An 11848-nucleotide genomic window follows, 5' to 3' on the forward strand; every position below is an offset into this window, starting at 1 on the left:
GGCTAGCTTTCGCTAACCCCTTGTTTTTGTATGGTGGCTACACCGGGACTTGAACCTGGGACATCAGCATTATGAATGCTGCGCTCTAACCAACTGAGCTATGTAGCCGAGTGGCGCGCATTATTCTCTGGTGCTTTTTTGCTGTCAACCCTGCCACCAGTGAATTTTTATCCTTTTCAAGCGGTTAGACCAGCGGTTGCGCGGCTGGCCAGGCTTTCGCTCAGCTGTGTTGGCGGAACGACGGGCGGGTCGCCATCAGCAGGCCACCGAAGATCAGCGCGCCGCCGATCCAGTGGAATGTCTGCAGGGCTTCGTCCAGTAGCAGCCAGCCGAGCAGCGCGGTGATCACCGGCATCAGGTAGCTGGTCATGGCCGCCTTGGACGCGCCGATCACGCTTACGCCGTGGTTCCAGGCGAGGTAGGCGATCAGCGAGGCGAACACGGCGGTGTAGCCAATCGCGACAAGGTTGTCTGCGGTCGGCGCGAAACCGCCGACGCGGCTGAGTTCCAGCAGGTAGAACGGCAGGATCAGCGGCACGCCCAGCGCCATTAGCACACCGAGCAATGTCAGTGGCGGCACCGGCAGGCGCGTGGCCCAGCGTCGCAGCAGCAGGGTGTACAGCGCCCAAGCGGCAACGGCGGCCAGCATGATCAGATCGCCACGCTGGAATGACAGGCTGCTCAGGACCTGCCAGCTGCCGCGGCTGATCAGGTAGAGCAGGCCCACGGCGGCCACGGCCATGCCGAGCCATGCGCGGCGCAGCGGCCATTCGCCGAGCAGCAGGCCGGCGCCGATGAAGGTCGCCAGCGGCAGGCAGGTGTTGACCAGGGTGAGATTGATCGCTTCGGTGCTTTGCGCCGCTGTATACAGCAGCGAGTTGTAGCTGGCGATGCCGCAGGCGGCGAGTACCGGCAGGCGCCAGCCGGCGGCGCGCAGAACGGCGCGGTGGCGCCAGATCGAGCGCGCGACGATGGGCAGCAGCAATGTCGCGGCAAGTACCCAACGCCAGAACGACAGGCCCAGCGGCGGGATCTCGTCATGAAAAGCGCGGGCCACCAAGGCGTTGCCGCTCCAGCAGACCACCGCCACCAGCAGCCCGGCGAAAGCCAGGCCGTGGCGCCGGGACGCTACGCTGGGTTGAGTGGGCGCAGACGGTACTGGGTCGGCAACTGGTCGAGGCCGCTGACGGTGACGTTGAGGTTCTTCCACAGGCCATCCTTGATGCCGTAGATGCAGCCATGCACCGAGAGCGGCTGCCCGCGGTGCCAGGCGTTCTGCACGATGGTGGTATGGCTGACGTTGGCCACTTGCTGGATTACGTTCAGCTCGCACAGGCGGTCGACCCGCTCTTCTTCGCTGGGCAGGGTCGCCAGGTGCGCGCGGTGCTCATAATAGAGGTCGCGGATGGTCCGCAGCCAGCCGTCGATCAGGCCCAACTGGTCGTCACGCATGGAGGCGCGCACACCACCGCAGCCGTAGTGACCGGTGACCAGGATGTGTTTGACCTTCAGCACGTCGACCGCGTACTGGATCACCGACAGGCAGTTGAGGTCGGTATGCAGCACCACGTTGGCGACGTTGCGGTGCACGAACAGGTCGCCGGGCAGCATGCCGACGATCTCGTTGGCCGGCACGCGCGCATCGGAGCAGCCGATCCACAGGTATTCCGGTGCCTGCTGTTTGGCCAGCTGCTCGAAGAAGGTCGGGTCTTCCTGCTTGATGGCTTCGGCCCAGCGGGCGTTGTTCTCGAACAACTGATCCAGATCGTTCATTTCTTGTCCTCGAAGTCTGGCACGCGAATGCGAACCGCTGCCGCTATGACACACCGGTTCTGCGCGGCGTCACAGCCCCTTGCGGCATACCTCCTGCGAGCTATTCGCGCGGCTGCGAGACGAACGAGCGGAGGTCGCGCAGGAAATTGTCGCGCCAGGCACTCAGATCGGCCGCACGGATCGCCCGCATCATGTGCTCGTAGCGATCACGGCGTTCGGCCAGCGGCATGCGCAGCGCCCGATCCAGCGCCTCGGCCATGCCGATGCAGTCGTACGGGTTGACGATCAGCGCCGAGGTCAGCTCGCGCGCCGCACCGGCGAAGCGCGACAGCACCAGCACGCCGGGGTCCTCGGGATTCTGCGCGGCGACGTATTCCTTGGCCACCAGATTCATGCCATCGCGCAGTGGCGTGACGAAGCCGATGCTTGCCGAGCGGAACAGCCCCATGAGAATGCGCCGCTCGTGGCTCTTGTTGAGGTAGTGCAACGGCGTCCAGTCCAGGTCCGACAGACGCCCGTTGATGTGCCCGGCCTCGCTTTCCAGCTGGCGGCGGATGCTCTGGTAGGTACGTACGTCCGAGCGCGAGGTCGGCGCGATCTGGAAGAACTCGACGTTGCGCCGGTGCTCGGGGAAACGGTCGAGGAACGCCTCGTAGGCCTTGAAGCGTTCCACCAGCCCCTTGGAATAGTCGAGGCGATCGACGCTGATGATGGTCTTGCGCGCGGTGTCACTGGTACGCCGCATGGGATGGCGGCGGCCCTTGTAGGTTTCGCCGAGCTGCTGGATCTCGTCCGGCACGACGCCGATCGGGTAGACGCCGCTGCGAAAGTTCTGCCCGTAGGCGGTCAGGCTGCCATCGGCCTCGATCACGCCGCGCACTTCACGGGTCATGTAGTCCTGAAAGGCCAGCCGGTCGGTTTCGGTCTGAAAGCCGATCAGGTCGTAGTAGCAAAGCGTCTTGAGCAGCTCGTTGTGCGGCGGGATGACGGTGAGGATTTCCGGCGGCGGAAAAGGAATGTGCAGGAAGAAGCCGATGCGATTGCGGATGCCCAGGCGACGGCATTCCTCGGCGAAGGGGATCAGGTGGTAATCGTGGATCCAGATGATGTCATCGGGCTTGAGCAGCGGTTTGAGCTTCTGCGCGAGCATCTGGTTGACCCGCCGATAGCCTTCGTACTCGTCGCGGTCGTAGCGCGCCAGGTCAATGCGGTAATGGAAGATCGGCCACAGGGTCGCGTTGGAAAAGCCACGGTAGTACTGATCGTAGTCACGCTTGGTCAGCCCGAGCGTGACGTACGTGATGTTGCCCACCTGTTCGCTGTTGATCGGCGGATCGGCGCTGATGTCGCCGTTCCAGCCGAACCAGATGCCGCCCGACTGGCGCAGGGCATCGTAGACCCCCACAGCCAGCCCGCCGGCGGCGGCCTTGCCGGCCTTGATCGGTGCTACGCGGTTGGAGACTACGACTAGTCGACTCATCGGATTCTCGCTCTCGATTGATTGTTATTGGATGCGTCCCTCATGGCAGCGCGGCGAGCAGTCGCTGCAGCCACTCGCCCACCGCGGTGACCGAAGCCAGACGCTCGCGGGCCTGCGTCGGCCCTTCGCCGACCTTGATCGAATGGCCGCCGAGCGCGTTGACCACGGCGAAACCGGCCTCGTCGGTCAGATCATCACCAAGGAACACCGGCACCTGCCCGTGAAATGGCGGCTCGGCCATGAACGCGCGGATCACCTCGCCCTTACTCGCGCCGCGCGGTTTCAGCTCGAACACGCACTTGCCCGGCTGCAGGCTGAGCACCTCGCCGTAGCGGCGGGCGAAATCGTGGGCCAGCTCGGCGGCGGTCTGTTCGAGCTGCGGTGCGAGACGAAAATGCAGGGCGAAGGCGATGCCTTTGTTTTCCAGCAGCAGGCCGGGATGGTCGGCGCAGGCCTGCGCCAGCTCCGCTCCGATGCGTTGCAGCTGGGCGTGATCGAGCGCCAGGTCGCGCGGCGCACCATCGGCGGCGCGGCGCTCGGCACCGTGCACGCCCGCGGCTGGCAACCGCAAGGGCGCGAGCAGCCTGTCGAGCTGCTGCAGCGGCCGCCCGGATATCACCGCGACGGGAATCGCGGCGGCATGCAGCCGCTGCAGCGCAGCCAGGATCGTCGGAGGAACGAACACCCGTTCCGGGCGCGGCTGTATCTCGGCCAGTGTTCCGTCGACGTCGAAGAAGAATGCACAGCGTTGCGGCGCAGGCGCCGCCGAAGGTTGTTGATCGTCCATAGAGGGTATGGACTGCCGATCAGCGGTGCTGGTTCGCCTGTTTTTCACGGCTTTGACGTCTTGAATCTTCACCGCGCGGCCCGGTCACACCTTGCAAGACCCGCCATTCACCTACGGGAGACGATCATGAGCGAGCGCAAGCCGTACACGCCGACTGAAATCGACGACACCGAAGATCGCATGGGTTCGATCGAGCAGCTCGACTTCAGCGCACGCAAGGACGAACGCAAGGGCCGCATTGGCGATGAAGTTCCTGCCGACGAGCTGGCCGATGAATTTCCGCCGGAGCGCGTGGCCGAAGCCGGGCTTAGCGGCGCGGAAACGATCGACGGCAAGACCACACTGGACGATCTCACGCCGGAAACCCTGCTGCCCGACGATGGCGCCCGATCTCCGAGCGAGCGCGGTCACGGCGGGCCGGCCGATGAGGATCTGACCGTGGTGACCGATCAGCAGATCGGCGGCGCCACGGGCCTGGACGAGGCCGAACTGGCGCGGCGCCACCCGCTGGATGGCAAACCCTGGGACGGGCCGGCCGACGGTGACGAGGACAGCGGCGTCAGCGACGGCGACGCGCTGCTGGACGAAGACGACAGCGTGCTTTCGGACGAAGAGCTGGAGGGCGATGCACCGCTGGATTCGGGACGGGACAAGCACCCCGGACAGTGACCACGCGGCTCAGTCGAGCAAGGTACAGGCCATCACCAGGGCATCCTCACGCCCTTCAGCCGACGGGTAATAGGCCCGGCGCCGGCCTACTTCGTTGAAACCGTAGCGCTCGTAGAGCCGATAGGCCGAGGCATTGCTGGCGCGCACCTCGAGAAAGCACTCGCGGCCGCCGCGCTCGCGGGCGCGCTGCATCAGGTGCTCGAGCAACCGCAGGCCGAGGCCGCGGCCCTGGCTCTGCGGCTTGACGGTGATGTTGAGCAGGTGCGCCTCGTCGAGAATCACATTGATCACGCCGTGCCCGACCTGTTGCTCGCCCTCGAACATCACCCAGCATTCGTAGGCACTCAGGGCGTCGGTGAAGATGCCGCGCGTCCACGGGTGGCTGAACGCGGCGTACTCGATCTTCAACACGGCATCGATATCCGCCGCGGTCATCGGGCGGAAGCTGACTGCATCACTCATGGCTACTCACGAACTCCTGTGCCAACGCGGCAGACTGCGGCGCATGGCTTGCCACAGCTCGGCCTTGGTCGCCGGCTGTTCCATCAAGGTTTCCAGACCGGGAATCGCCAGCGCGCGCCCGAGCCCGTCGATGGCCAGTTCGCGGCAGCAGGCCTCGGCTCCCACTTCGCCGGCGAAGCGCAGCGCCGGCAGACCGACCAGCCAGATGCAGTCGCAGCCCATCGTTTCCAGTTCTCCAGCCAGCACGCCCTGCACGTAATCGCGCGCGGCCTCGGCACCCTGGTCGAGGCTACCGCCGTGCAGCAGCGGCCAGCGGATCGGCTCGCCATCGCCGACCTGCTGCGGGCTGTCCGGCAGGCGCGCGGCGCGCAGCAGGTCCTTGAGCAGGATGTAGCCCGGATCGCGACTCTGGAACGACTCGCCAGTCGGCAGCTCCACCAGCAGCAGCACGCTGCCGGCGCGCAGCAGCTGCAGGGCGAAACGGGGTGGCGGCTCGACCGCCTTCGGCCGTTCATCGGGCGCCTGCGGGGCCGCGACTGCTTCGGGCTGCTTCGGCTCGGGCACGACGACGCGCAGCTGCGGCTTTTCCGGGCGGGCCGGCGTCGGTTCGACAGCCCGCTCGCTGGCAACCGGCACTGCCGCGTCCGGCTGCACCGGCGCGGCCTCGACCGGCGGCTGCAGCAGCTCCAGCCGCGACGGTGCGGCGAAGGGCAGTTCGGTACGCGGCAGCCAGACGGCTACCTGCATGGCGTCGAGGTAGGCGCGACGCCGGGTTTCCGTGATCAAACCCCTTCCACCTGCGGATGCGCCTTGGCGCCGACCTGCATCAGGTTCAGTGCGTTGAGGTAGGCCTTCGCCGAGGCGACGACGATGTCGGTATCGGCGCCGTTGCCGTTGACGATGCGCCCGCCCTTCTCCAGCCGCACGGTCACCTCGCCCTGGGAATCGGTGCCCTGGGTGATGGCGTTGACCGAATACAACTGCAACGTGGCGCCGGATTGAGCGATGCTCTCGATGGCCTTGAAGGTGGCATCGACCGGGCCGGAGCCTTGGGCCTGGGCGCTGTGTTCGGCGCCCTCCACGCTGACCAGCAGCCTGGCTTCAGGCACGGTGCCGGTCTTGCTGGTCACCTCCAGGCTGGCCAGCTTGTAGTGCTCGGGCGCCTCGTCGGCCAGGGTGTCGGAGACCAGCGCCTGCAGGTCTTCGTCGAAGATTTCATGCTTCTTGTCGGCCAGCTCCTTGAAGCGGCCGAAGGCGGCGTTCAGCTCGTCGCCTTCCAGCACGATGCCCAGCTCTTCCAGGCGCGAACGGAACGCGGCGCGCCCGGAATGCTTGCCCATGACCATCTTGTTGGCGTTCCAGCCGACCGACTGCGCGGACATGATCTCGTAGGTCTCGCGGTGCTTGAGCACGCCGTCCTGGTGGATGCCCGACTCGTGGGCGAAGGCGTTGGCGCCGACGATGGCCTTGTTCGGCTGCACTGGGAAGCCAGTGATGCCGGAGACCAGACGCGAGGCGGCGAGGATGTGCTCGGTCTCGATACGGGTGTGCACGCCGAGCAGGTCCTGGCGGGTCTTGATCGCCATAACGATCTCTTCCAGCGCGGCGTTGCCGGCGCGTTCGCCGAGGCCGTTGATGGTGCATTCGACCTGCCGCGCACCCGCGACCACCGCGGCCAGGGAGTTGGCCACGGCCAGGCCGAGGTCGTTATGGCAATGCACGGAGAACACCGCCTTGTCGGCATTGGGGATGCGCTCGAGCAGCTGGCGGATGGTGTCGGCGTACTGGTGCGGAATCGCATAGCCGACGGTGTCCGGGATGTTGATGGTGCGGGCGCCGGCGTCGATGGCAGCCTCGATGATGCGGCAGAGGAAATCGATCTCCGAGCGGCCGGCATCCTCGCAGGAAAATTCCACGTCGGCGCACAGACTGCGCGCCTTCTTCACCGCCTTGACCGCCTGCTCGACCACCTGGTCCGGCTGCATGCGCAGCTTGTACTGCATGTGGATCGGGCTGGTGGCGATAAAGGTGTGGATGCGCCCGGAGTTGGCGCCGGCCAGCGCTTCGGCGGCACGCTCGATGTCGGCATCGACGGCGCGCGCCAGGCTGCACACGGTGCTGTCCTTGATGTTGTCGGCGACCAGCTTCACCGCGGCGAAGTCGCCGGGGCTGGCGATGGCGAAGCCGGCCTCGATCACGTCCACCTTCAGCCGCTCCAGCGCACGGGCGATGCGCAGCTTTTCCTCACCGGTCATGGACGCGCCGGGGCTCTGCTCGCCGTCGCGCAGGGTGGTGTCGAAGATGATGACGCGATCGTTGCTGCTCATAGGAAATCCTCACGGCTGCCGAGCGCCTCTCATGGGGCGCCTGAGTGGACGGATTGTCGCGTGAAATGGACGGGGCGGGAAGGCGCAGCTGCGTTTGGCGTGGGTTGTTGTCGCGTAGGGTGGAAAACGCCGAAGGCTTTTCCACCGCGGGGGAACGTTGGTGGAAAACGCTTCGCGGTTTTCCACCCTACGCCAGAAAACACAAAGCCCGCCTTTAGGCGGGCTTTGGGCTGATCGAGCGAGCTAGAGCCATGCAAGGCGCAACGACCAGCGGAAGTAACAGCCGAAGGCTGGCCCGTAGGGTGAGCGCCAGCGAATCAAAACAGGCGAGGAAGCGGAGTTTACTGCTGTAAATGAGCATGACTCGCTCCGCTCGCCCTTCGGGCCGGCCTAAAGGCCGTTCGGTGGCAAGCCACCGTCCGAGCCTGTTTTTAACGCAGCAGGGCCGACGCGCAGCCGATCAAGCCTGATCCCAGGGACGATCGCCGCGCTCATCCTTGATCCGGGTCGGCAGGCCCATGACATCGAGCAGCTTGAGGAACGGCTGGGCCGGCAGCTCTTCGACGTTGACCATGCGCTTGGCATCCCACTCGCCACGGGCTATCAGCAGCGCTGCAGCGACCGGCGGCACGCCGGCGGTGTAGGAAATGCCCTGGCTGTCCGTCTCGGCGAAGGCTTCTTCATGGTCGGCGACGTTGTAGATGAACAGCTCGCGCGGCTGCCCATCCCTGGTGCCCTTGACCAGGTCGCCGATGCAGGTCTTGCCGGTGTAGCCCGGCGCCAGCGAGGCAGGATCAGGCAGCACGGCCTTGACCACCTTGAGCGGAACCACTTCCAGGCCTTCGGCGGTGCGCACCGGCTGCTCGGAGAGCAGGCCGAGGTTCTTCAGTACGGTGAAGACGTTGATGTAATGCTCGCCGAAGCTCATCCAGAAACGGATGTTCGGCACGTCGAGGTGCTTGGAAAGCGAGTGCACCTCGTCATGACCGGTCAGGTAGAGGCTCTGTTCACCCACGACCGGCAGGTCGTCGGTGCGTTTGACCTCGAACATGCGGTTGGTCGTCCACTGGCTGTTCTGCCAGCTGTAAACCTGACCGGTGAATTCGCGGAAATTGATTTCCGGGTCGAAATTGGTGGCGAAATACTTGCCGTGGGAACCGGCGTTGACGTCGAGGATGTCGATCGACTCGATCTTGTCGAAGTATTCCTGCTGCGCCAGGGCGGCATAGGCGTTGACCACGCCCGGGTCGAAGCCGGCTCCGAGGATGGCGGTGATGCCCTTTTCCTGGCATTCGGCCAGGTGCTTCCACTCGTAGTTGCCATACCACGGCGGCGTTTCGCAGATCTTGCCCGGCTCTTCGTGGATCGCGGTATCGAGATACGCGGCGCCGGTGTCGATGCAGGCGCGCAGCACGGACATGTTGAGGAAGGCAGAACCGACATTGATGACGATCTGCGATTCGGTTTCACGAATCAGCGCCTTGGTCGCTTCCACGTCCATGGCGTCCAGCGCATAGGCCTTGATCTCGCCGGGCTGCTTCAGCCCGCCCTTGGCCTGGACGCTGTCGATGATGGCCTGGCATTTGGAGATGCTGCGCGACGCGATAGCAATACGACCGAGTTCGTCGTTGTGCTGCGCGCACTTGTGGGCCACCACCTTGGCAACACCTCCTGCGCCAATGATAAGAACGTTTTTCTTCAATTCCGGGATCACTCCTTAATCTGCCGGCCTCAGGAGAGGCTGGACAGGTAGTCGTTAAAGTCGAACTCACGAACCACCTCGACGCTGCCGTCGAGCTGCTTTACCACGATGGACGGCATTTTCAGGCCGTTGAACCAGTTCTTCTTGACCATGGTGTAGCCTGCCGCGTCGATGAACGACAGCCGATCGCCGATGGCCAGCGGACGATCGAATTGGTATTCGCCGAAGATGTCGCCGGCCAGACAGGATTTGCCGCACACCATGTAGCTGTGCTCGCCGTCGTTGGGCGCCATCTTGGCGTTGAGGCGGTAGATCAGCAGATCGAGCATGTGCGCCTCGATGGAGCTGTCGACCACCGCGAGATGCTTGCCGTTGTAGAGGGTGTCGAGCACCGTCACTTCCAGCGAGGCGCTCATGGTGATCGCCGCTTCGCCGGGCTCCAGGTAGACCTGCACGCCGAACTTTTCCGAGAACGCCTTGAGCCGCGCACAGAAGGCATCGACGGGATAGCCTTCGCCGGTGAAATGGATGCCGCCGCCGAGGCTGACCCACTCGACCTGCGCCAGCAGATGGCCGAAGCGCTCCTCGATGGTGGTCAGCATCTCGTCGAACAGTTCGAAGCTGGAGTTCTCACAGTTGTTGTGGAACATGAAGCCACTGATCTTGCCGATCACCGCCTCGATCTTCGCCGGATCGTGTTCACCCAGTCGGCTGAACGGGCGCGCCGGGTCGGCCAGCAGATAGTCGGAGCTGCTCACCTGCGGATTGACACGCAGGCCACGGATGGTGCCCTCGGTCGCGTCGGCGAAGCGCTCGAGCTGGCCGATGGAGTTGAAGATGATCTTGTCGCAGTTGGCGACCATCTCTTCGATCTCGTCGTCGGCCCAGGCCACGCTGTAGGCGTGGGTTTCGCCGGCGAACTTCTGCCGACCGAGCTTGAGCTCGTAGAGCGACGACGAGGTGGTGCCGTCCATGTATTGCTGCATCAGGTCGAACACCGACCAGGTAGCGAAGCACTTGAGCGCCAGCAGCGCCTTGGCGCCGGACTGCTCACGCACGTAGGCGATCTTTTCCAGGTTGCCCAAGAGCTTCTGTTTGTCGATGAGGTAATACGGCGTCTTGATCATTTATCGCTGCCCATGAGGTCGCCCGCAGGAAGCGGCCGGCTCCCCGTTTGGCAAAAGGGCGAATTCTGCCGACAACTGGTGCAGATCGAAAGAGCATTGAGACATTTCGTCACCATCCACGCGTCGGCTGACCTTGCCGGGCAGGCTACCGCGCCGCGGATGACGATCAGGTGACTCACCCGGTACCGGTAGCAGCCGGTCAGCAGTAGGCCAATCAGCGGGCGCCGATGCAGTACAATCAGCGCCTTTTTTCACTGGCCGGAACCAGCGCCACGATGATCGAACCCAAGCGCGTACTGCGTGCCCTCGCCGAACACTGGACCCTGCTCGAGCCGCTGTGCGAGCGTTTCGACGCCGGCACCCTGAGCCTGGTCGAACTGCGTCACCAGCTCGGTGCGCAACTGCCGGCAGGCACGCCCACCGATATCACCGCCCTGCTCGACCAGTGGATCCGCCTGGACATCCTGGTGCCGGTGGCCAAGAGTCCCAACCGCTTCGAGCTGAACGCGCAGATCCACGACTTCCTCGCTTACCTGCGCCGCGAGCACCGCCTCGGCCTGTGCCTGGAGATCGAAGCCTACCTGCGCCACCTGGAGCGTCTGGCCGGGCATATCCTCGATGCCTTCGAGATTCGCGACGGCAACGACCTGGCCCGCCAGCTGCGCCTGCTCGACATGCGCGTACGCGATGTACTGAAGAAACTCGACAATGACGAGCAGGCGCTGGTTGCGGTAGCCGACCGGGCCAAGACCAGCGACCGCCAGATCCCGCTGCGCCAGCGCTATGCCGAGGTGCTGGCGACCTGGGACGAGTACGTCGAGCCGATGATCCAGCTGGTGTCCGCCGACGGCGCCTTCGAGCAGGGCGTTCATCGCGTCGAGCAGGTGCTGATGAAGCTGCTCGGCGAACAGCAGCGCCTCGGCCAGCTGGTGGACGACGACCTCCTGCTGCGCACTCATGCGCGCATCCTCGAAATGCAGACCACCGCCCAGCTGACCCTGCGCAAGGCCCGCGAGCTGTTGCTGCCGCTGCGCGAGGAAGCGCGTCGGCACAACGCCGTGACCCGCGGCGCGGCACTGGCGCTGTCGGCGATCCGCAAGAAGGGCCTGGACGCCGTACCACAGGCCTCGCTGCCGCTGTTCACCCGTCCACAGAGCACCTTTCTCGGCACTGCCAGCCAGGTCGAGGCCTACGTCTACGCCCTGGCCCGCTTCGAGCCGAAGCGGGCGCAGTTCCCGCGGGCCAGCGGCAAGCGCAAGGGCGAGCAGCCGCGCGCACCGCGCACCGCGCGGGAGATGATCGAGCGTTGCCAGCAGGCACTGCCGCTGTCGGACCTGATGGCCTGGCTGCTGGAACAGGAACCCGAGGGCGCCACCGACGAGCTGCTCTACTGGTTCTCGCGCCTGTCCCGCGACGCCCGCTTCCAGCGCGACCGCCTGGAACGTCGCGAGTACCTGACCCGCGAACACCGCGTCAGCCTCAGCTCCTTTGCGCTGGTGGCCAATGCCAATGGCTGATCCC

General features: G+C 65.0%; 11 protein-coding genes and 1 tRNA gene. 2 read left to right on the plus strand and 10 right to left on the minus strand.

The genetic code is table 11. From position 1 onward, the window contains the following. Window positions 1–31: 31 nt before the first annotated feature. The 5 genes from HU825_RS01240 to otsB all read right to left on the minus strand — a co-directional run bounded on the left by HU825_RS01240 (window position 32) and on the right by otsB (window position 4040). Window positions 32–108 (minus strand) — tRNA-Met (locus HU825_RS01240). Between the two features lie 112 nt (window positions 109–220). Next, window positions 221–1111 (minus strand): DMT family transporter, encoded by an 891-nt coding sequence (locus tag HU825_RS01245; protein WP_348983348.1) that lies wholly within the window; start codon window positions 1109–1111, stop codon window positions 221–223. Between the two features lie 17 nt (window positions 1112–1128). Continuing rightward, window positions 1129–1773: a carbonate dehydratase gene (can, locus tag HU825_RS01250; RefSeq protein WP_008567215.1), complete on the minus strand. Its 645-nt coding sequence runs from the start codon at window positions 1771–1773 to the stop codon at window positions 1129–1131. Between the two features lie 100 nt (window positions 1774–1873). After that, the gene (gene otsA / locus HU825_RS01255; protein ID WP_043297467.1) at window positions 1874–3253 is read right to left on the minus strand and encodes an alpha,alpha-trehalose-phosphate synthase (UDP-forming); all 1380 of its coding nucleotides are present in this window, start codon (window positions 3251–3253) and stop codon (window positions 1874–1876) included. Between the two features lie 40 nt (window positions 3254–3293). Further along, on the minus strand, window positions 3294–4040 hold the full coding sequence (gene otsB / locus HU825_RS01260; RefSeq protein ID WP_234302751.1) for a trehalose-phosphatase: 747 nt from the start codon (window positions 4038–4040) through the stop codon (window positions 3294–3296). A gap of 126 nt (window positions 4041–4166) precedes the next feature. On the opposite strand from otsB, the gene HU825_RS01265 reads away from it, so the two are divergent. Then, window positions 4167–4709, plus strand: a complete 543-nt coding sequence (locus HU825_RS01265) for a hypothetical protein (RefSeq protein ID WP_234302752.1) — start codon at window positions 4167–4169, stop codon at window positions 4707–4709. A 9-nt stretch (window positions 4710–4718) separates the two neighbouring features. On the opposite strand, the gene rimI is transcribed toward HU825_RS01265, so the two are convergent. From rimI to HU825_RS01290, 5 genes are all read right to left on the minus strand, one after another. Then, window positions 4719–5171, minus strand: coding sequence for a ribosomal protein S18-alanine N-acetyltransferase (rimI, locus tag HU825_RS01270; protein WP_043297464.1), 453 nt, complete (start codon window positions 5169–5171; stop codon window positions 4719–4721). Window positions 5172–5177: 6 nt separating this feature from the next. Beyond that, window positions 5178–5957 carry an energy transducer TonB gene (locus tag HU825_RS01275; protein ID WP_234302753.1) on the minus strand — a complete coding sequence of 260 codons (780 nt, stop codon included), beginning with the start codon at window positions 5955–5957 and terminating at the stop codon, window positions 5178–5180. Next, a complete protein-coding gene (locus HU825_RS01280; protein WP_234302754.1) occupies window positions 5954–7498 on the minus strand; it encodes a 2-isopropylmalate synthase in 1545 nt (514 codons plus the stop codon). Before HU825_RS01280 ends, HU825_RS01275 begins: the two co-directional genes overlap by 4 nt. A 460-nt stretch (window positions 7499–7958) precedes the next feature. Next, on the minus strand, window positions 7959–9200 hold the full coding sequence (locus HU825_RS01285; protein WP_234302755.1) for a saccharopine dehydrogenase family protein: 1242 nt from the start codon (window positions 9198–9200) through the stop codon (window positions 7959–7961). Between the two features lie 29 nt (window positions 9201–9229). Beyond that, on the minus strand, window positions 9230–10327 hold the full coding sequence (locus tag HU825_RS01290; RefSeq protein ID WP_234302756.1) for a carboxynorspermidine decarboxylase: 1098 nt from the start codon (window positions 10325–10327) through the stop codon (window positions 9230–9232). Window positions 10328–10602: 275 nt separating this feature from the next. On the opposite strand from HU825_RS01290, the gene mksB reads away from it, so the two are divergent. Continuing rightward, window positions 10603–11844 (plus strand): Mks condensin complex protein MksB, encoded by a 1242-nt coding sequence (gene mksB / locus HU825_RS01295; RefSeq protein ID WP_234302757.1) that lies wholly within the window; start codon window positions 10603–10605, stop codon window positions 11842–11844. The last annotated feature ends 4 nt before the right edge of the window (window positions 11845–11848 follow it).

The sequence above is a fragment of the Pseudomonas phenolilytica genome (assembly GCF_021432765.1).
GTDB lineage: Bacteria > Pseudomonadota > Gammaproteobacteria > Pseudomonadales > Pseudomonadaceae > Stutzerimonas > Stutzerimonas phenolilytica.

Coding starts and splice junctions, on each gene's coding strand:
- can (WP_008567215.1), bottom strand. CDS start 1,773: ATGAACGATCTGGATCAGTTGTTCGAGAACAACGCCCGCTGGGCCGAA.
- otsA (WP_043297467.1), bottom strand. CDS start 3,253: ATGAGTCGACTAGTCGTAGTCTCCAACCGCGTAGCACCGATCAAGGCC.
- otsB (WP_234302751.1), bottom strand. CDS start 4,040: ATGGACGATCAACAACCTTCGGCGGCGCCTGCGCCGCAACGCTGTGCA.
- HU825_RS01265 (WP_234302752.1), top strand. CDS start 4,167: ATGAGCGAGCGCAAGCCGTACACGCCGACTGAAATCGACGACACCGAA.
- rimI (WP_043297464.1), bottom strand. CDS start 5,171: ATGAGTGATGCAGTCAGCTTCCGCCCGATGACCGCGGCGGATATCGAT.
- HU825_RS01280 (WP_234302754.1), bottom strand. CDS start 7,498: ATGAGCAGCAACGATCGCGTCATCATCTTCGACACCACCCTGCGCGAC.
- HU825_RS01290 (WP_234302756.1), bottom strand. CDS start 10,327: ATGATCAAGACGCCGTATTACCTCATCGACAAACAGAAGCTCTTGGGC.
- mksB (WP_234302757.1), top strand. CDS start 10,603: ATGATCGAACCCAAGCGCGTACTGCGTGCCCTCGCCGAACACTGGACC.